Source organism: Ruegeria sp. CDSC054, assembly GCF_059610645.1.
Map to the genome: position 1 here is coordinate 482775 of NZ_JBXWOA010000002.1, position 26243 is coordinate 509017.

The 26243-nt window shown below is 56.7% G+C and carries 24 protein-coding genes; 6 read left to right on the top strand and 18 right to left on the bottom strand.

Annotation, left to right across the window (positions count from 1 at the left end):
* The first annotated feature begins 167 nt into the window (after positions 1-167).
* The 3 genes from AC2FGC_RS06345 (at position 168) to AC2FGC_RS06355 (ending at position 3943) form a co-directional block, all read left to right on the top strand.
* Positions 168-1835, top strand: coding sequence for a sulfatase-like hydrolase/transferase (locus AC2FGC_RS06345; protein WP_496781695.1), 1668 nt, complete (start codon positions 168-170; stop codon positions 1833-1835).
* 62 nt (positions 1836-1897) lie between these two features.
* The gene (locus tag AC2FGC_RS06350; protein WP_496781696.1) at positions 1898-3142 is read left to right on the top strand and encodes a DUF3179 domain-containing (seleno)protein; all 1245 of its coding nucleotides are present in this window, start codon (positions 1898-1900) and stop codon (positions 3140-3142) included.
* A gap of 48 nt (positions 3143-3190) precedes the next feature.
* Entirely contained in the window at positions 3191-3943 is a 753-nt protein-coding gene (locus AC2FGC_RS06355; protein ID WP_496781698.1) for an outer membrane protein, read from the top strand.
* A 20-nt stretch (positions 3944-3963) separates the two neighbouring features.
* On the opposite strand, the gene AC2FGC_RS06360 is transcribed toward AC2FGC_RS06355, so the two are convergent.
* The 13 genes from AC2FGC_RS06360 to AC2FGC_RS06420 all read right to left on the bottom strand — a co-directional run bounded on the left by AC2FGC_RS06360 (position 3964) and on the right by AC2FGC_RS06420 (position 15198).
* Positions 3964-4689 (bottom strand): MbnP family protein, encoded by a 726-nt coding sequence (locus AC2FGC_RS06360; protein ID WP_496725523.1) that lies wholly within the window; start codon positions 4687-4689, stop codon positions 3964-3966.
* Positions 4689-5810 carry a cytochrome-c peroxidase gene (locus tag AC2FGC_RS06365; protein ID WP_496781700.1) on the bottom strand — a complete coding sequence of 374 codons (1122 nt, stop codon included), beginning with the start codon at positions 5808-5810 and terminating at the stop codon, positions 4689-4691. Before AC2FGC_RS06365 ends, AC2FGC_RS06360 begins: the two co-directional genes overlap by 1 nt.
* Positions 5811-5825: 15 nt before the next feature.
* Positions 5826-7124 carry a hypothetical protein gene (locus AC2FGC_RS06370; protein WP_496725521.1) on the bottom strand — a complete coding sequence of 433 codons (1299 nt, stop codon included), beginning with the start codon at positions 7122-7124 and terminating at the stop codon, positions 5826-5828.
* 162 nt (positions 7125-7286) lie between these two features.
* A complete protein-coding gene (gene comE / locus AC2FGC_RS06375) occupies positions 7287-7844 on the bottom strand; it encodes a sulfopyruvate decarboxylase subunit beta (RefSeq protein ID WP_109312501.1) in 558 nt (185 codons plus the stop codon).
* Positions 7841-8347, bottom strand: a complete 507-nt coding sequence (gene comD, locus AC2FGC_RS06380; RefSeq protein ID WP_496725520.1) for a sulfopyruvate decarboxylase subunit alpha — start codon at positions 8345-8347, stop codon at positions 7841-7843. The genes comE and comD overlap by 4 nt, the downstream gene beginning before the upstream one ends.
* Positions 8348-8395: 48 nt before the next feature.
* Positions 8396-8806 carry a universal stress protein gene (locus AC2FGC_RS06385; protein ID WP_496725519.1) on the bottom strand — a complete coding sequence of 137 codons (411 nt, stop codon included), beginning with the start codon at positions 8804-8806 and terminating at the stop codon, positions 8396-8398.
* A gap of 23 nt (positions 8807-8829) precedes the next feature.
* Positions 8830-9810, bottom strand: a complete 981-nt coding sequence (locus tag AC2FGC_RS06390; RefSeq protein WP_496781702.1) for an alcohol dehydrogenase catalytic domain-containing protein — start codon at positions 9808-9810, stop codon at positions 8830-8832.
* Positions 9807-10568 carry an SDR family NAD(P)-dependent oxidoreductase gene (locus tag AC2FGC_RS06395; protein WP_496725517.1) on the bottom strand — a complete coding sequence of 254 codons (762 nt, stop codon included), beginning with the start codon at positions 10566-10568 and terminating at the stop codon, positions 9807-9809. Before AC2FGC_RS06395 ends, AC2FGC_RS06390 begins: the two co-directional genes overlap by 4 nt.
* Positions 10561-11868, bottom strand: coding sequence for a histidinol dehydrogenase (gene hisD, locus AC2FGC_RS06400; protein ID WP_496725516.1), 1308 nt, complete (start codon positions 11866-11868; stop codon positions 10561-10563). The genes AC2FGC_RS06395 and hisD overlap by 8 nt, the downstream gene beginning before the upstream one ends.
* A 12-nt stretch (positions 11869-11880) precedes the next feature.
* On the bottom strand, positions 11881-13209 hold the full coding sequence (locus tag AC2FGC_RS06405) for a TRAP transporter large permease (RefSeq protein ID WP_496725515.1): 1329 nt from the start codon (positions 13207-13209) through the stop codon (positions 11881-11883).
* 11 nt (positions 13210-13220) lie between these two features.
* Positions 13221-13733 (bottom strand): TRAP transporter small permease, encoded by a 513-nt coding sequence (locus AC2FGC_RS06410; protein ID WP_496725514.1) that lies wholly within the window; start codon positions 13731-13733, stop codon positions 13221-13223.
* A 110-nt stretch (positions 13734-13843) separates the two neighbouring features.
* Positions 13844-14989 (bottom strand): TRAP transporter substrate-binding protein, encoded by a 1146-nt coding sequence (locus AC2FGC_RS06415; RefSeq protein WP_496725513.1) that lies wholly within the window; start codon positions 14987-14989, stop codon positions 13844-13846.
* 23 nt (positions 14990-15012) lie between these two features.
* Positions 15013-15198, bottom strand: a complete 186-nt coding sequence (locus tag AC2FGC_RS06420; protein ID WP_480794296.1) for a hypothetical protein — start codon at positions 15196-15198, stop codon at positions 15013-15015.
* Between the two features lie 139 nt (positions 15199-15337).
* Between AC2FGC_RS06420 and AC2FGC_RS06425 the strand changes: the two genes are divergently transcribed.
* A complete protein-coding gene (locus AC2FGC_RS06425; protein ID WP_496781704.1) occupies positions 15338-16363 on the top strand; it encodes a LacI family DNA-binding transcriptional regulator in 1026 nt (341 codons plus the stop codon).
* On the opposite strand, the gene AC2FGC_RS06430 is transcribed toward AC2FGC_RS06425, so the two are convergent.
* Positions 16360-17331: a LysR family transcriptional regulator gene (locus AC2FGC_RS06430; RefSeq protein WP_496707022.1), complete on the bottom strand. Its 972-nt coding sequence runs from the start codon at positions 17329-17331 to the stop codon at positions 16360-16362. The two genes, AC2FGC_RS06425 and AC2FGC_RS06430, sit on opposite strands and share 4 nt — an antisense overlap.
* A 77-nt stretch (positions 17332-17408) precedes the next feature.
* Entirely contained in the window at positions 17409-19844 is a 2436-nt protein-coding gene (locus AC2FGC_RS06435) for a GcvT family protein (RefSeq protein WP_496781706.1), read from the bottom strand.
* Positions 19845-20029: 185 nt separating this feature from the next.
* Between AC2FGC_RS06435 and AC2FGC_RS06440 the strand changes: the two genes are divergently transcribed.
* Entirely contained in the window at positions 20030-21550 is a 1521-nt protein-coding gene (locus tag AC2FGC_RS06440; RefSeq protein WP_496725510.1) for a trimethylamine methyltransferase family protein, read from the top strand.
* Between the two features lie 71 nt (positions 21551-21621).
* A complete protein-coding gene (locus tag AC2FGC_RS06445) occupies positions 21622-22590 on the top strand; it encodes an agmatinase (protein WP_496725509.1) in 969 nt (322 codons plus the stop codon).
* Here AC2FGC_RS06445 and AC2FGC_RS06450 read toward each other — a convergent pair.
* Genes AC2FGC_RS06450 through AC2FGC_RS06460 form a run of 3 tightly spaced genes read right to left on the bottom strand, consistent with a single transcriptional unit; the run spans position 22587 to position 26235 of the window.
* Complete coding sequence (locus tag AC2FGC_RS06450; protein WP_496781708.1) at positions 22587-23561, bottom strand: arginase family protein; 975 nt, start codon at positions 23559-23561, stop codon at positions 22587-22589. The genes AC2FGC_RS06445 and AC2FGC_RS06450 overlap by 4 nt on opposite strands.
* Before the next feature lie 54 nt (positions 23562-23615).
* A complete protein-coding gene (locus tag AC2FGC_RS06455) occupies positions 23616-25205 on the bottom strand; it encodes an ABC transporter permease (RefSeq protein ID WP_496725507.1) in 1590 nt (529 codons plus the stop codon).
* Complete coding sequence (locus AC2FGC_RS06460) at positions 25198-26235, bottom strand: quaternary amine ABC transporter ATP-binding protein (protein WP_113790018.1); 1038 nt, start codon at positions 26233-26235, stop codon at positions 25198-25200. The genes AC2FGC_RS06455 and AC2FGC_RS06460 overlap by 8 nt, the downstream gene beginning before the upstream one ends.
* Positions 26236-26243: the final 8 nt, after the last annotated feature.

Consider the following 26243-nt stretch of genomic DNA (forward strand, 5'->3'; position numbering starts at 1 on the left):
CCTAAGACACGTGGCATACGGTCGGCGTGTGACGGACTTTCCTAAGAAATTGAGAGGTTACCTCCACCCGGCTTTTGCGGCGTAGCGTTTCAACAGCAAATATAATAATGTTTCAATATGACAAACAGCCTGCGCTGTGGAGTCGGCATTCTGAAGGGGAGATTGGAATGAAGTTGCAGTGTGTTTTTGTGTTGTCGATGGGTTTTGCGGCCCTTTCAGCTGAAGCGCAGGAAAACCCGATTCAACACGATGCGGAATTCTACATCCTTCAAGCACAGCTTGGATCGCAATGGGCCCAAGATGACGCGGCCGTTGACCAAGCACTGGCTGCGTTTCGGGAAAGCAACGGGGGAACGCCCCCAAACATCATCAGTGTCTTGATCGATGATATGGGCTTTGGCGACATGGGAATTCCCGAGCTTAACGCCGTTCGGGGATATGAGACTCCGAACATCAACGATTTCTCAGATCAGGCACTGCGGATGGTACGGATGTACACTGAGCCTTCGTGTACGCCGACCCGCGTGGCGCAAATGACCGGGCGTTTGCCTGTGCGAATGGGCATGGGCGATACGACTGTGGATATCGCTGGCTTTGGTTTGCCCGGCGATGAGGTGACGCTGGCTGAGGTGTTGAGACAGGCGGGCTATGCTACCAGTCATGTCGGAAAATGGCACATGGGCGATATCGCTGAAAGCTGGGCGATGAATCAGGGTTTTGATTATGCCCAACACGCCATCCATCAGCAGGGCCAGTTGACCATCTTCAACGACGACGCGATCAAAGAGCAGGTCTCAGTCGCGATCCAGGACTATGACGACAAGTACACGCTGGACGGTTGGTTCAGACCGGACTCTGCCGCGATGATGACAGTTATCGAGGGGGAAACCGGCGGTCCGATCCGCGAAATCCGTATGGAAACCGGTGAGCGCTGGAACGCAGCCAAGTACGACGAGATGAACCAGGCGTTTCAGGACAAGACGCTGGAAGAACTGGACCGTCTTGCAGGCGGTGAAGACCCGTTTTTCCTGCAATACTGGCCGATGATCCCGCTGGACAACACCCGCGCCGGACGGTCGGGACCAGAGAGCGTGAATGGCGGTCTGTATGTGGACAAAATGCAGTTGCTCGATCAGTGGCTGGGCGACTTGTTCGCACGGCTGGATGAGCTGGGCCTGACAGAAAACACTGTGGTTGTGGTCATGGGCGACAATGGCCATTTCACCAAGTACGCGCCGCAATCCGGGTTCACCCCGCTGATCTATGCTGGCGGCAAGGGTGACACGACCGAGGGCGGAATCCGTGTCGATGCTTTCATCCGCTGGCCGGGCATGATTGAGGCGGACGGATTGCTCAACAGCATCATCCATGTCTCGGACCTCTATACGACATTGTCGCGCTTTGCCGGGGCAGATCAGTACATTCCGCGGGATAGGCTGGTGGATGGAGTGGACCAGTCTGCCGCCCTACTGTTTGCCGACGAAACCAAGGCCCGCCGCGATCACGTGATCGTCTATTCGGTGAACAAGCCCGAGGCGGTTGTGAAAGACCAGTTAAAGCTGAAACTGCCGGGACCGGGGGAAAGCGCTATTCTGGCAAAATTCTTTGATCTCTACCGGGACACACGTGAAGAATACTCTGTCTCGACAGAGGTTGGCGCCTGGGGCGGGCAGGAATTCGCACGCATCCTTGGCCGCCACATGGCCCGCAAAGAGAAATTCCCCGACACCGCACCCGCCTATGGCGTGCCATACGAAGGGATCGAGAATATTCGCCCAGAAACCCAACTCGCCGTCGACGCGTTTCTCATAAAACGCGCGTCACCGCAGCAATAATTCCTGACCGCCCGCGGTTTTCCTGCAGGCGGTCTATTGGAACCCGAAATCAGGATAAACATATGGCAGGAAACTTCATTTTCGCTCTGGGTTTAGTCGTTTCACTGGGTATCGGGTTCGTCTATTTCCGCGATCTTGGCGACATTTCGCAAATGGTGCTTAAGGTTAAACGCAAAAACATGATCCGGTTTATCCGGCACGAGTACCGCCTGATTGCTGTCGGTTTGGGCGGGTTCGCCGTCGCAACACTTGCGCATTTCATTCTGGGCGGTGGCCCGTTCTGGCTGTGGCTGATTGCGGCGCTTCTGGTTTTGGTATTGTATGGCTTTCCCTATGTGTGGGTCCATCTGGGGCTGAGGAATCAACTCAACACTGCGGCCTTCTTTCCCATTTCCGAGGCGCGAAAATTCATCGGCCCGACCGCGCCAGTCATCGTTATTGAAAACAACGGCCATGCCCGGGCGCATCCCGATGCGCAAATCATGCGGCCCCATTTGGCCGGCAATGCCGACGGGCTGGGTGGCGAAGATATCGTAATGACCTTTTGCGCGATGGCCAACCTTGGGCAAGGGTATGCCCCACGCATCGAGGGTAACCGCCTGGATCTTGAGGTTCTGGCCCAACATGGCAACAACCTGATCCTGCGGGACAACGAAACCGGGGAACCCATCCAGCAGATCTATGGATTTCGCGAGGCGGATCGCGATACTGGCGCGGACGGACCTGCCTGCCCTGTGCGCCCTGACGCAAAGATGCAGCCCTGGCCCACGTATCGGATGACGTTCCGCGGATTTCAAAAAGCGTTTCCCGATGGCGAGGTGTATCTGAACAAGCCCTCGCCGAACCCGTTTTTGCGGCTGCTGGATATGGTGACGGAGATAACATTTGGCTGGGGGATCGCGCGCCAGCATCAGGAAGATGCGCCCGTCATGGACAACATGGACAGTTCGGACAATCGGCTTCCGAACAAGACCTATGTCTGGGGCATCACGATCGGCAACGACGCTGCCTGCTGGATCGATGATTTCGTGGTCGAGAATGACTGGATCGTAAACGCAAATGTCGGTGGGCGTGACGTGGTTGTCAGTTTGGACCCAAAGTATGAAAGCCTTGGCGTTTGGTATAATGACAAAGGCCAGCCCATCACCCGCTGCGATTTCTGGGGAATGTCGGATCAGGGAAAACTGCAACGCGTCGAGACCCTGCGAGCCGGTGTATTCTGGCATGTCTGGTCCGAGTTCTTTCCGGAAACCGATATCAACCGTGTCGGACCGCGCGTTCAACAGTCTGGCGAAGCCGCTGAATGAGTGAGCAATCAGATCAGATTGCCAAATTGGAACAAACGGAGGATCAAAATGGTCTTTAAGAGGGAAATAGCAACCGCTGCGTGGGCCGTGGCGGTCTGGATACCAATGACAACTGCCGCTATGGCGCAGCAATCCGATTGGTCCTATGAGGCAACAATATACCTGTTCATGCCTGAAACAGAGGTTACGCAAGAAACGGCCCGCGGCACTGTTGATGGAACGCTGAGTTTCTCTGACGCGCTAGAAAATCTCGATCTGGCCTTCATGGGCGTCTTTGGTGCATCGAACGGGCGATGGTCACTATTGGCCGACTACAACTATGTGGACGTCTCTTTCAGCAATGGTACGCCTGGTCCGGCAAGTTCTGGTCTTGAAACCTCTCTCACAACGCAATTTTTCAGCGGCTATGTCGGGTACCGGGCTTATACTACAGATACGTCCTATGTGGACTTGGTCGGCGGTTTCCGCTGGTTTCGCACACAGACGGATTTCACCGTCCTTCCCGGAGCAGCCCCGGGCCGGTCTGTCAGTGTCGATGAAAGCTGGACAGACCCGGTCATCGGCGTCCGAGCCCGCGTTGCATTCAACGACAGGTGGTCTGGCACTGGCTTTTTTGATTACGGCGGCTTCAGCAGCGACAGCGAAACATGGCAGGTCTTGCTGACTGCGGATTATGAAATCAACGACAGATGGGTGATCCGCGGCGGTTATCGCTATATCTCTTTCGATCACGAGATTGATGGCAACGATTTCACGTTTGACCAGTCCGGCCCGTTGATCGGCGCGACCTATCGGTTCTAAGGGGCTTGCACGATCCGAATTCACCGAAACATCGGGGTCATCATGGTTGCGTAATTGTCGGCCAGCATGGCGGAGTCTTCGCGGTTGAACTTGACCGATGAGAGCTTTTGCAGGTCAATTTGCGAAGGCCCGTCAAAAAGCTTTGCAACATCTACGTTCACGTGCAGGTCGACATTGCCATCAGAACCGAAATCCGGTGGCAACTGAATATCGACCTCGCGCGCGTTTTCCGAAAACCCAACGTGGTAGACCAGCGGAGCGACCTCTTCCCCGATCCGCAACGTTCCTTCCATCACGACGAATTTGTAGCCGACCTCCCAGTTCCAGGCCATTTGGCTGTTCGGGTCCAGGTCCCCGCGCGCTTGGATCGAGCCATTGGCTTCTGGGTCTACGCCGATCATGAAACGGACGTGCGCAATGCTGCTCAGGGGAATGTCGTTCAGTCTGAGCGAATGGGTTGTTTCCGGGTTGTCGAACCGGAGCAGATGATAGCTGTCAGGCTCAGCAAACAGTGCCCCATCTTGCGAGAGGGTCAGGTTGCTGAGGTAGAGCCGAAAGTCACGAACCCTGAACGTGCCGGGCCCGCCGGGGTTTTCGTACACGAACTCATCAAATACCAACGGATCGTCACCCATCTTCGCGTGAAAGGTCAATGTGATCGACGTGGTGCGCTGCGGACCAAGAGCAAAGAACAGCGCTCCGCCAACGACCAACAGCGTCGCAAGCCCCGTCATCCAAATACGCATCAGCCGTCTCCTCCGAAAGGATTGGATAACTGTGTGTTTGTCAAAAAACCCTCATCCGTCAGCGTGTGCAGGAACGCGATGATGGACTGCACTTCGTCGGGCGTCATACGCAGGCCCACAGTGCCTTGCCCGGCCTCTGGTGCATTGTCGGCCTCAAGGATCAAAGGGCTGAGCGTATCGCTGACGACAATCCCGTCATTGTAGTGATCCATGACCTCTTCTAACGTCTCGAACCGACCATCATGCATGTAGGGCGCAGTTACTGCGATGTTGCGCAGTGTCGGCACTTTGAAGAAGCCCTTGTGCGCCGGATTGCCGGTCACGGCCATCAGGCCATCCGGCAGGTCGTCATCGGAATCCAGCCCATTGTTTGAAAACCCATCCAATGCGTCCCGAAACCCGGAAGTCAAAAACTGGCTGTGGCAGTCGATGCAGTTCCCGCCACGCAGCGAAACCTTGGTGTCCGGATGCGCCATGAATAGTTTGCGGCCATGTTCTTCCTGCGCGGTCAAACGCACTTCGCCACGCAGAAACCTGTCGTATTTTGAATCCGACGAAATCAGCGCTCGCATGAAGGTCGACAACGCCCGGGCCACGTTTTCGACGCTTACTTCCCCGTATGCCTTGCGGAACATCCGTCGATAATCGCGGGATGCTTGCAGTTCGGTGATCAGCGCATCCAAGTCCTGATCCATCTCGTCCGGGTGTTGAATCGGCATCAACGCCTGCGCTTCCAACGACGTTGCGCGACCGTCCCAGAAGAGCCGCTCTTGCCCCCAAAGAAGGTTGGTCAAACTCATGGAGCTGAACTCCAGCTCTCCGCCCGACAATGCGGGCGACTTTGCCAATCCATCGGTAAACGCAAGGGCCTGCACGTGGCATGTCGCGCAGGACACCTGATTGTTGCCGGACAGGATGGGGTCATAAAACAGGTGCCGCCCAAGAGCAAAGGCCTCTTCCGTCAGCGGGTTGTCCGCGGGCACAGCAAAGCGTCCAAATACGAAGGGCGCCGAGAAGCCAGCAATCGGCGTTGCCGTCGGCCCGCGTGCACGGTCCCAGAAGACCCACGCCGTCGCCGCGATCACCACAGCGACGGCCGCTGTCAAAAACACCCGAAGCATAGCGCCCCCAGAGCATTAGTGGTGGTGCACAAAACCCGAACCGAACAGCCCTTCAACGTTGTCCACGCCTTTGTTGTAGCGCTCCTTGAAATTGACCTCGGCGATACGTTCGCCGGTCTCAAGATCATGGATCGTGATCGTGTGTGCGTTCAGGTCGGCAATAAAATCCACATCCGTTGGGTCGTCATCAGCGGCGTTGCCCAGATTGAGCAGGTTATTTTGAACGGCGATCAGGTCTCGGCCCGAAGCGGACGTGAAAAAGATCATGTGATGTGCACCCGGATCAGCAACTATGTCCGGCCCGCTGGACACAAGCTCGGGCAGTGCGGCCATTTCATAGCGCTTCACAACACCCGGTAATCCATGAGAGATGAACAGTTCATCTTCAGTGCCATAGAACTCGAGCGGAACAGCGGTTTCATTGGCCACGCCACTATATATGACTTCGGCTTCTCCAAAGGTTTTGGAACCGGCGTCATAGGGGATTTTCCAGGTCTCGAATCCGAACATCGTATTGGCCAGAATGGCTGGTTCAATGTCAGCATGCATGTCAGGTCGTGCGAACAGCACCTCGACAGGTGAAGACGGAAAATCCAACGGCTTTTCGTTTTCCACCACGATGTTTTGGATGGGTTCAAGCGTGTTGAGGTCTATGATCGTCAACACATTTCCAACGCCAGTCGTCATATCGGGATGTATCGTCGAGGTGACCACCATGCGGTCGTCGAACGCAGATATCCCGTGCGGGTACATGATATATGGCTCACCCTCGCCGACTTGGCTTTTGCGTGCTTCGATAATTTTGACCACCTCGTTGGTCTGAGTGTCGAAAACACCGACCGAGCCGCCATCATCGCCTCCAGTGCCACCCATGAAGGTCACGAACATATACTCCTGCCCCTTCGACGTGGCCCACATGATGTCCTCGCCAACGATCTGCCCTTGGGTATCCAGACAGGTAAAGCCCTCAATCACCGGCGTTCCGCTGGAATCGCGGGATAGTCCAATTTCAGCCAGGCTGCAGGACGGGTCCAACCCGGTCGAATAGAGACGCCCGTTTGGGCTGTAGTAGAGGTGATGCAATGGATGCTGAATATCCGGCTGTTCAACTTCGCTCAGTAGCTCTCCGAACTGGTCGGATTCCGGATCCAGCTCGACAATCGCGATGCTGTGATTTGTATCCAACGTCGGCAAACCGCGCAGCAGAACCATGCCCTGACTTTCCTCGCGGGTCTGAGACTGCGCCGGCGTTAGGCCAACCATCAACAGCCCGGCACCGAAAAGTACGCTTTGCGCAAGCAACTTGAATTTCATAATTTCCCCCCTTGCGATGAAACTTCTAAAAATGTTTTTGAAATTCACTTTACGTAGCGTCATATCACATTCAGGAAACTGCATCAAATTGGGGTGCAATCGACCAAAGAAACGCCGCCCCGAACGGGACGGCATAAGCTGAATACCTGCAGGTCGACTTCTTTAGGACGCTTGGACGGCCTTCATAAAGCGGTCGCGGATCACAACCGGGTCCATCGTGATTACCGGCATCTTGGCATTGCCGCTTTCGCACTTGCTGACGATGATTGTCATTTGGCCGCTGTCGAGCGCTGCCTGCAATGCGGCCCCAGTGTCTTCGGCCTGGCACTCGACCACATTCTCGCAGCCACATGCCTGCGCTACGGCTGCAAGCGACGTCTTCTTGCCTGCGTAAGTCGGCTGATCCCCGGTCGACCCATAAGATCCGTTATCGACGATCAGCAGAATGTAGTTGTCAGCCACGTTATTGGCGATGGTCGGCAAGGTGCCGAGGTTGGTCAGGATGGATCCGTCACCGTCGATTGTGATGACCGGCTTTGGCTGAGACAAGGCAAGACCCAGGCCGATGCTTGAGGCCAACCCCATAGTGCCCAGCATGTAGAAATTGGTGGGCTGGTCGTCGATGGCGTGCAACTCCTGGCTGGGAATGCCAATGTTGCAGACAACCAGTTGATCCCGCAGGATCGGCGCGATTTCTTTCAGGATTTCAGAACGGATCATTGGTCGCCATAGCCTCCCCAGAAATTGGCGTCGGTCAGAATGGCGACCGGCTTGTTGCTCATGAACGTGTATTTTAGGATCGCATCCAGTTCCTCGACATCCGATTGATGATGGAAATGGTAGGTCGGGATGTTCATCTGGGCCAGAAGCGCCTTGGTATGGACCGCCATTTCAACCTGGCAGGCGACGGGTTCGCGCAGCTCTCCACGATATGAAATCAGCATGGGCAAAGGCATCCGGTAATACTGGATCAGCGTCGCCAACGTGTTGATGGTTACGCCGATGGCAGTGTTCTGCATGATTATCGCGGGGCGTTTGCCACCCATCCAGGCACCGGCACACAGGCCCATGCCTTCATCCTCTTTGTTCGATGGGATATGATAGATGCCGTCACGCGCGTCGATTTCGTCGATGACGCCGGCCAATTGCTTGCACGGAACCGTGGTGACGAATGAGATGTCGTTGGCCACCAAATCGTCGGTGATCTTTTTGTCTATGTTCATGTCCGATATGTTAGTCCTGTATGGGGCGCAGTTAGCGCGATTGACGGTTTACAGCCCGCGGTGCACGTGCACGGCGCAAGGCGCATGACGGACGACGCGTGAGGCGGTCGATCCCAGAAAATAATCGCTGACACCCGGTTCATGCGAACCGATGACGATGCAGTCAAATTTGTTTTGTGTCGCAAAGTCGATCACCGTGCGGGCCGTGTGACCTTTGACAATCTCGGCCTGAACGCCCTCAAGCCCCGAAACTTTTTCCCGCAACAAGGTGCGTGCCGCGCGAAAGCCTTCGGCGACGACATCCTTGTCGAGATAGGCACTGACAGAGCCCTGAGGCATCTCGTAGACATGCAGGGCCACAATCTCGGCCCTTTCAGCCGATAAGGCCTTGGCGATTTCCAAAGTGTGCGGTGAAATCCCATGATCCAACGCCATTGGGACGAGAATTTTTTTGTACATGAATACCTCCGTTTCTGCCTGGACTAGATCCAGGGTGCGAGGATGATTTTGGGTGCGGCCACGGCACCTTTCCGCAAATCGCGAAAGGCGTCAGCAGCTTCAGACAAGGTCCGTTCCTCTATCCAGTCCAACGAACCCAAACGGCCATCGAATATCGCCTGCGCGGTCTTTCGGAAATCATCGGCAGTATAAGTATAGGTGCCGATAAACGTGATCTCCTGCAACGTCATACGACGTATATCCAAACCGCCCGTATCCTCACCCAACCCAACATGCACGATAACGCCGCCCGGTTGAACCTTTTCGGAAGCGGCCGCGCGGGTTGCAGAATACCCCACTGCGTCAACAACCAATGAGAACGTATCATCCGTGGCTTCGACCACATTAAAAGAACCCAAACTTTGCAGATAGGCGCGCCGCACGTCATTCGGCTCAACGATGACAACATCATCGAAGTCAGCTGCCGCCAGTGCCAAAGCTGCGGCCACACCAATCGCGCCGCCGCCTATCACCAACGCATCACGCGCCATTCCCTGATGCAGTGCCTCAAGCCCCAACCGAACCGCGTGCCAGCTAACGGCCAATGGCTCTGCCAGGGCGGCCTGCTGAAAGGATACGTGGTCCGGCACCTCAACCAGATTTGCATCCGGCATTGCAATATATTGAGCAAAAGCCCCTTCACGCGGTGGCATCGAGATGATCTGCCGGCTGGGACACAGGTTTTCCCGCCTTGCCTCACACGCCGGGCAGACACCGCAGTTGACCAAAGGATTGATCGTAACGCGCGTACCGTCGCGTGGACCTCCAACAATCGTCCCTGCGGCCTCGTGGCCCAGAATAAGTGGTGCAGGTCGGCGCGCGTCGTGACCCAAATAGGCGTGCATATCCGAGCCGCAAATCCCGACAGCCTCGACCCGGATCAATTGCTCACCTATGTCGGGCGCAGCATCTGGTACGTCCTCATAGGTCAAATGCTCAACACCCTGATAAACAAGCGCTTTCATTTCGCTGTAAACCCTCCGTCGACCATCAAAACTTGCCCTGTGACGTAGTTGGACGCCGGTGAGCACAAGAAAAGGATCGGCCCATCGATATCCTCCATCTGCCCGTTTCGGTTCATGCAGGTTTGCGCCGCGTTACGGGTTGCCCGGTCGGGGTCATTGAACACAGCCTGCGTCAGTTCGGTCGGGAAAAACCCCGGCCCGATGGCATTTGCAGTGATGCCGTCAGCGGACCAAGCCTCGGCCATGGCCCGCGTCAGTTGCCCGACCCCGGCCTTGCTGGCCCCATAAGCAATACCGCCCGGAAAAGCACGCGTGGTCTGAAGCGAGGCGAAATTCACGATCCGCCCCCACCCCCGAGCTTTCATCGCAGGAACCATTGCCTGGCTTAGGAAGAACGGCGCGCTCAGGTTCAGCTCAAGCGTCTTGTCCCAGCCTTCGGTGGTCACGTCATCTGCCACTTCGCGCGTGTTGATACCCGCCGCATGCACGATGATGTCCGGCGCGCCAAAACTGGCTGCGACTTCCTCGGCGAGCGATGCCACGCGCGACCGATCGGCCACGTCGGCAACAACTGTGGCCACGTTGTCGCCCCCTTCAGCTTGCAATTCTGCCAATGCTTCCGGTCGACGGGCGACGCCGACGACGCACGCACCCGCTGAGGCCAACACAAGCGCTGCACGACGCCCAAGGCCCGAGCTTGCGCCGGTCACGCAAGCGACACGCCCGGTCAGATCGAACAACGCGCGCGGATTATTCATCGGCGGTCAGGTTGAACTGTTCGTCAGGGAAGTATTTGGCAAGGCGCACGTCCGCAGCCCGCGCATGCCCTTCCATACCCTCCAACCGGGAAATGCGAGCGGTCGCCTCGGCAATGGATTTCGAGCCTTCGCGTGTAGCGCGCTGCCATGTGACGATCTTCATGTACTTATGGACGCTCAAGCCGCCGGTATAGCTGGCCGCGCCGGATGTCGGCAGAACGTGGTTCGTACCAGTCGCCTTGTCACCGTAGGACACTGTTGTTTCTTCACCCAGAAACAGCGATCCATAGCAGGTCAACCGACCCAGCCACCAATCCAGGTCCTCGGCCTGAACGGTCAGGTGTTCGGGCGCGTAATCGTCCGAACAGGCCGCCATTTCTTCACGATCTGAACAGACGATGACCTCGGCATAGTCACGCCACGCAGCAAAAGCGTTTTCTCGGTTGAGTTCAGGCAGATCCTCGATCAACGCTGGCACCAGCTCCATGACTTTTTGCGCAAGGTCCCGGTCATCCGTCACCAGCCAAACCGGAGAGTTATAGCCGTGTTCCGCCTGGCTCACCAAATCGGTGGCAACTACATGCGCATCTGCGGAACCGTCCGCAAGGATCAGGCTGTCCGTCGGCCCGGCAATCATGTCGATGCCAACTTTGCCATAGAGAATACGTTTAGCCTCGGCCACAAACTGATTGCCTGGGCCCACAAGAATATTTGCGCTCGGCAGGCCGAACAAACCATAGGTCATGGCGGCCACGCCCTGAACGCCGCCCATGGCCAGAATGCTGTCCGCACCGCAGATATGCGCTGCATACACAATCGCAGGCGCAACGCCTTCTCCTGGACGCGGAGGCGAGCAGGCCGTGATGTGGCGGCACCCGGCAACCTTGGCCGTAGTGACCGTCATGATCGCGCTGGCAATATGGCTATAGCGCCCGCCGGGCACATAGCAGCCAGCCGCGTCCACAGGGATGGCCTTTTGGCCGGCGATAAAGCCCGGGACAATTTCCATCTCAACGTCAGACACCGTGGACTTCTGCGTTTCGGCGAATCGGCGAACATTGTCGTGAGCAAACCGAATATCCGCCTTGAGCCTTTCGGGGACAAGCGCGCAGGCGGCCTCGATCTCTTCGGCAGTCATCAAAACGTTGCCGTCAAACTTGTCGAATTTGACCGCATATTCCAGCGCTTTGGCATCCCCGCCAGCCTCAATGTCGGCAAGGATTGTCTTCACGGTGTCATGCACTTCCGTGGCATGAGATTGAGCCGTCAGGGTCGCCTTTTTCAGATAGTCGCGAGGCATATTCAGTAGGTCCTATTGGTAGATTTCAGGAAGCAAGGTGGTCGAAACCGCCGGAACGTAAGCAATCAGAAGAACTACGATCAGCATTGTTAATACGAATGGTATAGCACGGGCCGCAATCTTCAGAATGGACTCACCCGTAATGCCAGATACGACGAACAGGTTCAGACCAAGCGGCGGCGTGATAAACCCGACACCCAGCGCGGTAATCATCATGATGCAGAACTGGATTTCGTTCATGCCGATATTGTCGGCCAGCGGTTTCAGGATAGGAGCTAGGATTACGATATTGGGCGTCGTTTCCATAACGCAGCCCGCAGCAATCAGGATACCGATCATCAGCAGGATCAGCAGGTACGGATCGTCGGTCAGCGAAGTGATCGAGGCGACGAACCCTTGCGGCACGCCCATGATCGCCAGCGCCTCGGCCAAGGGGGCCGAAAAGGCAATGATCGGCAGGATCACCCCGTTCACCTTGGCTGAGCTGACCAGCATCGAAGGAAAGTCGGCCAATGTCAGCGTGCGCAGGATGAAACCCATGATGATGGTGACAACCACGGCGGTGGCACCCGCCTCGGTCGGGGTCAGGCGACCCGAGAAGATGCCATAGAAGATAATCCCCGGCACGATAAACGCGTACCAGCCGGATTTCAGGGCCTTGCCCAAATTGGCCAGCCACTCGCCCATCGTCATCATGCCGCCACCCTCATAAGCGTAGAGACGGTTCATGATGATGTTGGTGATCAGGATCGAAACCAGAATGGCGAGCCCCGGGATCAGGGCTGCTAGAAAAAGGGTCGACGCAGAAATCCCCAGCACAAGACCGATGATGATGTAGGCAATCGACGGTGGGATCAGGATGCCGGTACAGGCCCCGGCCGCGACCAACGCGCAGGCGTAGGGGCGCGGATACCCGCTTTCGACCAGCCGGTTGATGGTCATGCGACCGACAGCGGCCGCGCCAGCGGCATCCGACCCCGAAATGGCGGCGAACATGCCGCAAACCAAAACGGTGGCCGAGCCAAACCCGCCTTTGGCGAAGCAAGTCAGCGCCTCAGCCACATCCAGGAATTTACGTGACAAACCGGTACGGACCAGCACGTCACCCGTCAGGATAAACAGCGGCACAGCCGTTAGGGCAAAGGCGTCGATCCCGGTAAACAGACTCTCACCCACCAGGCTCAGCGGTAGATCGCCCGACATGACTAACATTACGATCGCGGCAGAACCAATCGCTGCCCAAACCGGAACAGCCATGGCGATCAGAACAACGAACAGAATGACGGGCAGGTAGAAATCCCAGCCCAGTTCTACGGTTTGATTGAGAGTATTCCAGAGCATCTCAAATCCCCTCAGTCAAACAGCTTGTCACCTTCGAAGACGGGCGTGCCGTCGCGAAGGGATTTGAAGTCACGCATAAACGATTGGATCAGGCGCCAGATCATCAGCGCGAATCCGGTCGGCACTGCCATCAGGAACCAGACTTTCGACACCCGGAGGCCGTCAGTCACTGATCCAAACTTGGCCGAGACGTGAACCGCCTCGTACGACCAGTAAAGCGCGATCACAGCGACTGCGAACATCACCAGATCGCCGAAGATGTACAGTAGGGCCTTGGGACGCGGCCCGAGGTAATGCATGACCACATCAATCCGGATGTGCGCCCGCTCTTTGACCGCCGCCGCAGCGCCGATCCAGGCCAAATAGATGAAGGAATACCGGACGATTTCTTCCCCCCAGATTGAGGAATAGGCGAATATCTCGCGTCGCAGAACCTCGATGGCCATGGTGATGACCAGCATCACGTAGAACACCAGCAGCAGCCAGCGCTCGGCGTTGCGATCTATGTTTTGGAGTAAGGTCATCGGTTCCCTCGGCGACAGAACAGTCAGGCGCGGCCTTCTGTTTTGGGCCCTTTCAGGCCTGACTGCTGTTGAGTGATTGCGGACGCCAAAAAGACGTCCGCCGGTTTAGGTCATGCGTCGTGGACGTAGTATTTTCCTTGTGTCCCGGCCGCTTCGACCAGTTTCTCAAAGGCGTCCATCGACCCGGCCAGCTCTGTCTTGAACGGATCCCAATCGGCGTTTTGGTAGCCCCCAACGCTTTCCCACTCGGCCAGTTGATCCGCGTTGAGCGAGTGGAATTCCACTCCGGCCTTGTTCAGCTCGGCCATGGCAAAGGCACGGGCCGAGGGAACTTTGGAAAGGTTCTGATGACTGGTCATTTCCGAACCCCACATGATGCCTTCCTGAACGTCCGGCGGCATCGAATTGAACCATTCGAGGTTACACGAATAAACTTGGCTGTCCGGAACGGCCTGCGTAAAGGTCACGTGGCTGAGGATGTCCTTGAAGCCAAACACATACAGCGCTCCGACCGACGGATCGAGCGCATCCGCAACACCCTGCTTGATCGCTGAGGGGGTTTCACCCCAAGCAACAGGCGTCGGGTTTGCACCGACCATGCGGTAGTACTGCTGCAGCATTTTCGAGCCGGGTACGCGGAACTTCACACCGCTCATGTCACCGGGCGTGATGATTGCATTACCACCCTGACGTACGGCAACGACGCGCGGGTCGATCACCACATAGAACAGTGCCTTGAACCCGGCTGCTTCGACTTTCGGGTGAACTTCGTTCTGCCATGTGTCGGAATGCACAAGGTTGGTGAACCGCTGGTTCGAACCGCACAGATACGGCATGTTGATAAGGTCAACGGTCGACGCGAACGGTGCGAAGTTGGACAGCGAATGCTGCGCCGCCTGAATGGTTCCGCCCTGCACCTTCTGTACCAAAGCACCACCGGCACCCAGTTGGCCACCAGGCGCAAGCTTGACGTACACTTTCCCGTTTGTTGCGTTCTGGATGTTTTCTTTCAGGTCAAGCTGCATGATCGGATAGCTGCGCGAAGCGCCCAATACATATGCGGTTGCGACCGTCATGACGTGGTCCGCTGCCTTTTCACGCTCATTTTCTTCTTTGGCTGTCTGCGCCACAGCTTCGGACGACCACAGAACGCCACCGGCACCTGCAACCAGCGCAGCAGTAAATGAACCACTGGCGCTGAGCTTCAGGAAATTACGACGTTCGACGGACGCCAGTTCATTTCTATCGTTTTTCATTATGTGCCCTCCCAAGCAAAAAATCAGCCATCGCTTTTTGCGTCGCGAGCGGCTTCCTTTTTTAGAATCGCGACAACGAACAGAATCGACGCCGCGAACAGAACCAACATCTCTCCGACGTCACCAAGAAAGGCGCTGTTTGCAAAAGCCCCCAGCGCCACGTTCGCAAAATAGATGGCAAACACGAGTGCGGACGCAGCCAGAAACATCTCTTGGACTCCCCTTTCAGATTCGGCCCAATGCCCTTTGTAAGCGCTTACATGCAAAATGCAAGCGCTTACATATCCACTTCCCTCTGGCGTCAGTTGAGTTTAGAGTTATTGGCAAAAGCAAATTGTGAGTTTGGAAATGGAGAAACCTCGGTCGGCGCCGACACTGGATGATGTGGCAAAAATGGCTGACGTTTCGACGGCTACAGTGTCGCGTTGCCTCAACAGCCCGGACCGAGTTGTCGAAGCGACCCGCAAACGCGTCCTGTCTGCAGTTGAAACGTTAGGGTACACTCCAAACTTTGCGGCGCGCGTCATGGCCGCCAAGCGGTCGTTCACCATCGGGGCGATCATACCGACCATGGAAAACGCGATCTTCGCGCGTGGCCTTCAGGCCTTTCAGGAAGAGCTGCACCAGCGCGGGTATACGCTGCTGGTCTCAAGTTCAGCTTACAAACCTGAAATCGAAGAAGAGCAAATCAGGACCCTGATTGCACGTGGGGCCGACGGGCTGCTGCTGATCGGACATGACCGCGATCCCAAGATCTACGACTTTCTGAGCCAGCGGAAAATTCCGGCATTGGTCGCATGGTCCTATTTGCCGGACTCCAAGTTGCCTTCCGTCGGATTTGACAATCGCGCGGCTATGTTCAACCTCGCCAGCCATGTTATTGAATTGGGGCATACACAGATCGGCGTGATCTCGGGTCTCGTAGACGGGAATGATCGCGCCCGGCTCAGGGTTCAGGGCATCCGGGATGCGATATCTGATAGCGGGCTCGCGGCCAACAATCTGACTCTTGTCGAAACATCCTATGAGATCGAAAACGGTGCCAAAGCCTTCCGCGACCTGATGAACGCTGACCCGCCGCCGACTGCATTTTTGTGTGGAAACGATGTGTTGGCCGCAGGTGCCTTGCGACAGGCCCAAGAGATGGGGTTGGACGTACCTGGCGATGTGTCGATCACGGGTTTTGACGATATCGAACTGGCCAGAATTGTTTCCCCGGCCCTAACGACCGTGCATGTGCCACATCGTGAAATGGGGCGCAAAGCGGCCCTGCAACTGGTGGAGATGGTCGAGAACCAAACCGCCGGGACTAGCGAACAACTGGCGACGAGAATTGTAAATCGACCGTCGCTTGGTAAGCCTGCGCCGGGCTAAGCCGCCTCCCCCTCCATCGTGCGGAAGTCGTTTTTTAGCCAAGGATGCTTGGCGCACATTGGGCGAGTAAAATGTTGCCGGATCAGTTTCACCATAACTTTCTGGATCAGTTCCGAGGTCGTCACGGGATACACTTCGGTCGTGAACAGCGACACGGTTCGCACGAAGTTTCTACCGGGAAACGGCATGGCTTTGACACTGTTATGGAACCGCTGGGTCCGATGAAAACAGGCGGCCGTCGTGATCGCCCAACCGCTACCCTGGGCCACCAAACCGATGATCGACTGGTTGCATTCCAGTTCGAACCTGTTCGGCAGGCTAAACTTGCTGCGTGCCAATTGAATCTCGATCTGCTTCCCGATCACATAGTCCCGCGAATACCGTAATAGGGGTAAGTCCGCGTCCGGGTGAAACAACTCTTCTGGCGACCCTTCAAAACTGTTGGGAAGCACGACCAAAAACGGGTCGCGCATCAACGGGTACTCGATCAACCCTTCGGTTCGTCCCGGTGGTCGGGTGGCAACACCCACATCCAATTTATGTTCCTGTAGCTTGGAGAGGATTTCGTGGCTGGGACGCGTATAGTGACGAAAATTGCAACGCGGCAATGCCTGCGCCAGAAACCGGACCATATCAGGCGCGATCTGGTTGTCGAAATCGTCAATAAGCGCCAATCGCAGGTCGGTCGCATGTTGCCAATTGCCCGTTCGGATTTCGGCCTCGCCGCGTTTCAGAACAGTCAAACCGTCGCGGACATATCGCGCAAAGACTTCGCCCGCGGGCGTCAGGCCCATGGGTCTGCGCCCATGATCGACCAGCTCGATACCAAGCGTGTTTTCCAAGCTGCGCAGGTGGTTCGAGACCGTGCTGATCGACAAACCCGTTTCGGACGCGACCTGTTGGATCGATCCGGATTTGGCGATCAATTGGAAGATTTCCAACCATCTCAGGCTCAGCGATTTGGACATGGGTGCCAATCATTGTTTCGATTTGCTCGAAACTAGCCAAGCAAAGATTTACTCTTGCGGCAATGCCAAAGTTCCAGTTACGCCTTCATCCGGTCAAAGCCCGGGTCATATGGGCACGACGGAATGACCGTTGCGCGCGCACCCTGACCGCAACTGTCCAGATCCATTTCACATCCGATATCCGCGTAGGCGGGATCGACAAATGCATGCGCCAGATTCAACCCGGTGCGATGTCCCCAATCACCCGATGTGACGGTTCCAACCACCTTATCCCCCTGCATCAATGACGCTCCAGGATGTGCAGGACCGAAGGTTGAGGAAACCTGAAGCACGACAAGCTTCTTACGAAGCCCCTCTGATTGTCGATTTAACAAAGCGTTCCGCCCGACAAAATCTCCCTTATTCAATCGGACGAACCTGTCCAATCCTGTTTCATAGGGATCGAACTCGGTGATCAGGTCTGCTTTCCAATGAAGAAAGCTCTTCTCCATCCGCATCGATTCAACAGCCCGTGCCCCGAACACCTTCAACCCGTGTGCCTCACCTGCTTGCCGTAACGCCAAATAGGCCGCGTAAAGCGAGGCGTTGGGTACGTGGATTTCATAGGCCAATTCACCCGAAAAGCTGAGGTTCATGACCGTAGCCGGAGCGATGCCAACGAAGCACTCGCGCACATTGAGCCACGGGAAAGCCTCAGCCGACCAATCCCCTCGGGCGCAGACCGACAAGACGTCTCGCGCCTTCGGGCCAGCGAGCACCAATATGGTTTGGTCATTTGTCAAACTGCGCAGATGAACGTCTTCATCGCGTCGCATGTGCTGGCGTAGCCAATCCATGTCATGAAATTCGCTTGCTGCGGCTGAGCCATACCAGACGCGCGCCTCCCCCCGGTCGCTGGCCGGTAGATTGGCGACAGTAGCCTCTGCTTTGATCATACCATGATGGTTCAGAAGGTATCCTAGCCCAACACGCCCCTCGCGCCGGGTCACAAGCCCGCAGAACATCCGGTCCAGAAAAGCATGCCGGTCGTTTCCAGTGATTTCGATCCGATTGAACCCGTTCACCTCGGCCAGTCCAACACCCGATTGCACATTCCGAACCTCAGCGGCGACCACATCAAATGTTTCGTCAAAACCGAAACTATGCGTCGGCGTAAACTCCGGCGAGGGTTTGATATAATCCACCCTCTCCCACCCATTGACCACGGTGAACTCGGCCCCTCCCGCCGCCAGCACCGGCGTCAGAGGTGTAGTCTTGGCGGGACGTCCTGCAGGGCGATGTTCATGCGGAAAGTGGAACCGGAATTCGTTTTGATAATCTTCGATGGCCTTGAGCGCGGTCAATTCGACGTTTGCATGACCCGTGAACCGCCGGGGATCGAGGCACCACGTATCGTAACAAGCCTCACCATGCACAATCTGTTGGGCTAGCAGCCACCCATGCCCACCCCCTTCGCCCAGCCCTGCGCGCAGACCGATGATACAAAAGGCGTTGCGTTTGCCTGGGATTGGCCCCACCAGCGGAGCCCCGTCGATCGTATAAGTAATCGGCCCATTGACCACGGTGTGAATACCAACCTCCATCAGCGCGGGCATCCGCGCGAATGCGCCCTCCAACACATCCGTCACGCGATCCAGATCATCGGGACAAAGAGCGTTCACAAAGTTCGGCTCAATCCCGTCCATACCCCAGGTCTTGCAGTCCTGTTCGTAAAACCCGAGCAACAGGCCGTTTTTATCCTGCCGGCAATAATAGTCGCTGATCGGACAACGCAGTAGCGGCATCCGGTGACCCGCGTCGCGTATCGCTTGTATCTCTTCGGTCAGGAAGTACTGGTGCTCCATCGACGAAACAGGATGATGAACGCCCATCATTGCGCCGACTTCGTTGACGCGATATCCGCAGGCGTTGACCACGATGTCGCAATCGATGTCACCATGCTCGGTCTGCACAGTCCAGGTGTCGTCGGCGTGCTGCACCAGACCAGTCACTGGTGTATTCCGATAAACCTCTGCCCCTGCCTTGCGCGCCCGGCGCGCCAATGCCTGACACAACTGAGCGGGGTCAATATCGCCGTCCAAGGGGTCCCACAGCCCGCCGATCAGGTTGTCGGTTGAAATCAGAGGGTGGCGGCGGGCGCATTCGTCCGCGTCAATCACCTCGAAGTGCACATCCATACCCCGCGCCATGGATGCAAAGTGGCGATAGCCCTGCATCTGGCCTTCGGTGTTGGCGAGGCGTATCCCCCCATCCCCGTGGTGGTAGTTGATCGGATAATCCGGATCGTCGGCTAACTCCTTGTACAATTGGATCGAGTGCGTTTTCAGGCCTACCATCGTCTGGTTCATGCCAAAGTTCGTCACCTGCGCGGCCGAATGCCACGTCGTGCCCGAGGTCAATTCGTTCCGTTCGACCAGCACCACATCGGTCCACCCCTCTTGCGTCAAATGATAGAGGGTCGAACATCCGGCGATGCCGCCGCCGATCACAACGACTTTGGTACGCGACTTCATTGGCTTTGCTCCGTAAGATTTCGTCCAAGTCTTGCGGAAGAAAAGGCTGGGGCGACAACTGCGCAAATGCGGGTGCAGGAAAATCGAAACTGCGATTTCGGATTCTGAAAAAGGCAATTCGCCTTTGTTGCCGGGATGTTCCGCCCCTTACGGTGCAGGAAAGTGATAAAAAGGAATTGGACCGGATGTCATCAGAGGGTTCTAAACGCAGCGGCCGAAAAGCGCGGCATGCCCAGCGAGCAGCCAAACCGGTCGTAGACCCCTGCCCACCCGGCCAGAAGGGCGGCGCTTATAAACCTCTGAGCCAACGCGAGATCGAACAGATATACGATACAGCACTGCAGCTGTTGGAACGTTTGGGCATGGGAAACGTGCCAGACAGATTAGCGGCAGACCTCAAAGCCGCAGGTGTGCAGGTCGGTCAACAAGACCGGTTGTTGTTCCCACGTGTATTAGTTCAGCGCGCAATCGATACGGCCCCCAAGAGTTTCGTGTTTCATGGCCGGGACGAAAACCGCTCCATCGAGGTTGGCGGCGACCGCGTGTTTTTCGGCACGGGTGGCGCGGCCGTTCAAACGCTGGACATCAATAGCGGTTTCTATCGCCCTTCTACGCTCGAGGACCTGCACGACTTCACGCGATTGCAGGACACGCTGGCCAATGTCAGTTGGTTCACCCGATGCTGCGTGGCCACAGATGTACCTGATGTATTCGATCTGGACGTCAACACCGCCTATGCGTTAGTGCGCAATACGACCAAACCAGTGGCAACATCATTTACCCTGGCCGAACATGTCGGCCCCATTGTCGAGTTGCTGGATATCGTCGCCGGAGGGCCGGGTGAATTCGCCAAACGCCCCTTTCTGAAGGCTCATATCAGCCCGGTGATTTCGCCACTGCGGTATGGGGAGGATGCGGTTGAAGTCGTCTATGAATGCGTCGCCCACAATATTCCCATGTCGTGCATCACGGCCGCGCAGGCCGGCGCCACGGCACCGGCAACTTTGGCCGGGTTTTTGGCGCAATCGCTGGCCGAGACATTGGCCAGCCTTGTCATGGTCCACGCAATCAGGCCCGGATTTCCGATGGTGTTTTCCAATTGGCCTTTCATCGTAGACCTGAGAACCGGGTCTTTTGCTGGCGGCAGCGGAGAGACGGCCGTTTTGAACGCGGCCTCAGCTCAGCTCACAAACTGGCTGGGCCTGCCCTCGGGCGTGGCCGCATCGATGACCGACGCAAAGGCTATCGACGCGCAGTACGGCGTTGAAAAAGGCATGACATCGCTTGCCGCGGCACTGGCTGGGGGGAACCTGATCTATGAAAGCTCGGGAATGACCGCATCCTTGTTAGGCGCAAGTTTCGAGGGGTTTGTTCTGGACAACGAAATGCACTCACACACTTATCGGGCGCTGCGCGGGATTGAGGTGAGCGAGGAAAACCTGGGTTTTGACGCCATCTGCCATTCTGTTCTGGGGGACGGGCATTTCTTGGGAAGCGCGCAGACCTATGCGGCGATGGAGCGGGATTACTTTTACCCTGAACTCGCCGATCGACAGGAGCCCCGCACGTGGCAAAACGATGGTGCGAAAGACGCATGGTCATCTGCCCGGCATCACGCCAAAGAAGTTCTGGCCAGCCATCACCCAGAATATTTGAGCGCCGAACAGGATGCCGAAATCCGGAAACGTTTCCGCATTCTGACATAAAAACCACAGAGCATTCCCAACACTTCATTGGGCCGCTAGGGTCCAATGGGAATTGCGCGAAGGATAAGGCCATGACCGATTCATTTTTTCAGCCGGTATCGGCGATGGAGCTGGCCCGGTTTGCCGGCATCCCCTCGTTCATGCGTTTGCCCAGCCTGGACCTGGATCACGAACGGATTTTGGATGTTCAGGTCGGTCTCATCGGCATCCCGTGGGATGGCGGCACCACCAATCGCCCCGGCGCGCGGCATGGTCCGCGACAATTGCGGGACTATTCCACGATGATCCGCGCGATGAACCCGGTCACAGGCGTCGCGCCGTTCTCAATGGTCAATTGCGCCGATCTTGGCGACGTTGCGCCCAATCCGGTTGATATCGAAGATACTCTGAACCGGGTTACGGATTTCTACTCGACCCTACAGGCAAAAGGCATTGTTCCGCTCACCGCTGGCGGGGACCACCTGACCACCCTGCCCGTTTTGCGTGCGCTTGCCGCCGCAGGCCCCATTGGCCTGATCCAGTTCGATAGTCACACAGACCTGTTCGACAGCTATTTTGGGGGCCATAAGTTCACCCACGGCACTCCGTTTCGGCGCGCGGTAGAAGAAGGACTGGTCGACCCCAAACGCTTTGTTCAGGTTGGCATCCGGGGCACCGCCTACAACACCGAAGACATCGAATGGGGCGAGGCACAGGGTATTCGCATCATCCGTATCGAGGAACTGTTTGATCGGGGCATCGACGACGTGATGGCCGAGGTGCGCGGTATCGTTGGGCAAGCACCAACCTATTGCACCTATGACATTGATTTTGTTGACCCAACCTACGCCCCTGGCACCGGAACGCCCGAGATCGGGGGACCAAACAGTTTTCAGGCGCAGCAGGTCATCCGCCAGATGTCTGGCGTGAACCTGATTGGCGCTGATCTGGTCGAAGTATCGCCCCCATTCGATCCGAACGGAGGCACCGCGTGGCTGGGCATTTCGCTGATGTTCGAACTGCTCTGCGTTTTGGCCCAGGCTGTTGACGCACGGCGCTAGCTGGCGTTTTCGGCGATCATCGAGATCATTTCGAACATCACCGCAGCTGCCGTTAGCGCGGTGATGTTGTTCGGGCTGTCCTTGGTTGGCATCATGCAAACGACGTCCCCGCCCACAATGTTCAACCCGCGCGCGGCACGCAGAATGCCGACAGCCTCGTCAATATCGAAACCCTTCTCGCCCGGTTCCAGATTGGACACGGCAGGCGCGACAGTGGGATCAAGGCAATCCAGATCGAACGTGATATAGACTGGGCGGTCCCCCAGCACTTCTTTGGTCTGAGCCACGACGTCTTCCAACCCTCGTTGACGGAATTCGCGCATAGTGACGATGTTGTAGCCATAGTCGTAGGACGGCTGCAGCCAGTCCAAGCTTCGTGGATGGCCCCTAAGTCCGATTTGCATGGATCGCGTGGGGTCGACCTGCCCCTGATCCGCCAGATACGCGCCCCAATGGGCCGCTGATTTCTTCGCCCCCAGGAAATGATCGACCTTGGTGAAGACGTCAGTATGCGCGTCCAAATGCAGAAAGCTGACAGGCTCTCCACCAGCCAGTTTACCGCAACCCAGCGCTTGCACTATCCCGCCAGTGATGGAGTGGTCGCCGCCAATCGACACCGGGCGCGCACCGGCTGCATCGATGTCTTTGTAAAAAGCCGTAATCCGTTCGATGCAGTCTTCGTTATCGTTTGCCCGCGGAAATGGAACGTCGCCCACATCTGCAATCTTTGCGCTATTCCACGGATCAATTTCAAACACCGAATGTACCCGCCGCTGTACGGCCGAGACATGCCGCAAAGCACGCGGGCCCAAATGCTGATCCCGCTCGGTTGTGCCGTTGCCTGCCGAATGCGGCACTCCGACCAAAGCGATGTCCTGCCCTTCGGGACCTTGATTGGGGCACCGAAATAGGGTCGGTATCCCCCACCAATATAGATTGTCCATCATAGACTGTTCGTAACGGTCGGTCATCTGCGTCTCCGGTGAAAGAAAAACACCCCCGATGTGAACCGGGGGCGTTTGCGTTCAGAGTTTCTCGTCTTCTCGGCGGAAGGCACCTTGAACGATACGGTCCATGACCATGGCCAGGAACAGGATGGCGAACCCACCCAGCAGGCCCGGACCTTTGGCAGCGTATTGCAGCGCCTCAAGGATTTCCTTGCCCAGACCTCCACCGCCGATCAGCGAGATAATCACCACCATCGACAAGCACATCAGAATGGTCTGGTTCACGCCGGTCATGATCGACGGCAGGGCAAGCGGGATCTCAACATCCTTGAGCAACTGCCATTTCGACGCCCCAAAAGCCACGGCAGCCTCTTTGATGCTTTCCGGAACCCCGCGCATCCCCAGCGCAGTCAGGCGAATAACTGGCGGCATACCAAAGATGATCGTCGCCAAAATGCCCGGCGGGTTGCCTGTGCCAAAGAAAGCGATGATTGGGATCAAGTAGACAAACGCCGGCAATGTCTGCATCAGGTCCAACACCGGCTCGGCCGCCCGGTAGGCGCGCTTGGATTTGCCGAACCAGATGCCCAGCGGAATGCCAAAAACCACGCATAACAGCACCGCCGCGCCCACCAAGGCCACGGTTTCCATCGCCACATCCCAATACCCCAGAAGCGCGATATAGGCCAACGAAGACGCGGTGAAGATTGCCACCCTTGGCCCTGCCGCGCGCCACGCGGTCACACAGATCACCAACATCACAACCGGCCACGGGGAACCGATCAATGCCACCGTCAACGCGTCCAGAACAGATCGCACACCCGCCACGATACCGTCGAATACATCCCCGCCGGCTGCGGCGGCTGCATCTATTTGCGCCTCCATCCAGCTTGCCAGATTTGAGAACAACGTTCCGTTGCCTTCGCCCAATATCATCGCGGAGACTTCCTGCTCGGGGAATGCATCCAACAATGGAAGTGAAGCGTTTACAGTGAATTTGTACACGATCAGCGGACCAATTGCGGCCACCAGAACAGCGCCCAAAACAGTGTTCCGGGTCGAGCGGCCGCTTTCGGTGCTGGCAGGATCCGTCCGCCAATTGGAGTACTGCTTTTCGTACACGCGGTCCGCATAAAAGCCTTGCGCAAGCTTGAAGACCAGAAGCATCAACAGGCCCGTAACCATGATGCCTACGGCTTCGGACTGAGCGGCAGCGGCTTTTTCAAAACTGGAATCCGCCGCCTTCTGGATATTAGCCGCCAGTTTGTTGAACCGGTCTATATCTGCCTTTTCGGTCGCCGCAGCCGCGCGCTCCAACAATTCGTTCGCGCGAGTTTGCTGACGCTCGGCCCGTTCGGCCAAATCAGCGCCAGGATTGCCCCAGGCACCGCGGCCGATCTGAACCCAGGCGATGATTTCCAGGATCAGGAAAGTCCAGAACATCCCCCAAATCGCACGTGAGGCTGACCAGAACGGCCCCAGAACAGCCGCCCAGATGTTGAACGTGTTTGGAATGCCACTGGTCGCATCATGGATTTTGTGAAAAGCGTTGACGTAATAATCGCCGTTTGGTCCCGCAAACTCATGGATTGAACGGTCCAATGCGTCGCGATCGACTTCGATATCCGAGGCGGCCGTGACTTTTACTTCCGTGGTTGCATCAGTCATTTTTGCCCCCCTGAATTCCGCGCAGCAAACGCGGTTTAGTGACCACGCCTACATCAGCGCCAGCATCGGTAATGATGACCGGCAGGTCCGTATTGACGGCAAGGTCGATCAACTGGTCCAAATCCGCCCCTTCATCCGCGCGTGGTGCGCCCTCAGTCGAGCCGGAATAGCTGTCGATTGGTTCCATGATCGAATGCGCTTTGACCAGTTTGAGTTTGGAAATGCCCTGTACGAACTCACGCACATAGTCATCCGCCGGGTTCATGACGATATCTTCGGGCGTGCCAATCTGAACTATGACGCCGTCTTTCATGATGGCGATCCGGTGCCCGATACGGATGGCCTCGTCCAGGTCGTGGGTGATGAACAGCGTCGTCTTTTGCAGCTGCGCCACAAGCGCCTTGAACTGATCTTGCAGTTGCAACCGGATCAACGGATCTAACGCCGAGAACGGCTCGTCCATCAACAAAATCTCGGGGTCCGAGGCCAGCGCACGGGCGATCCCCACACGTTGCTGCATCCCACCCGACAACTCTTTGGGCAGGCGATCCTCGTAGCCTGTCAGGTCTACCAACCCCAGTGCATGATCTGAAACTGCCCAGCGTTTCGACTTGGACACTTTGCGGATTTCCAGCGGGTAGGCGACGTTATCGCGAACCGATCGGTGTGGCATCAGTGCCATGTGCTGAAACACCATCCCGATTTGCATGGCCCGAATGCGACGCAGCTCGGCCTCGGAAATCTTGGAGACATCCTGCCCCAGAATTTCGATCTTTCCGGCGGTCGGTTCGATCAGGCGATTAACGTGTCGTACCAGCGTCGATTTGCCAGAGCCTGACAGGCCCATGATGCAGAAAATCTCGCCCCTTGGCACTTCGAAGGACGCGCCCTGCACGCCAACGACACAATTGAATCTTTCCAGAACTTCAGGCTTTCCGATGCCTTCATTCCGGACGGCTTCCATGGCTTCTTCGGCTTTTGCGCCAAAGATTTTCCAGACATCCGTCAGTTTAACGACTGTTTCGGTCATTTTTGTCC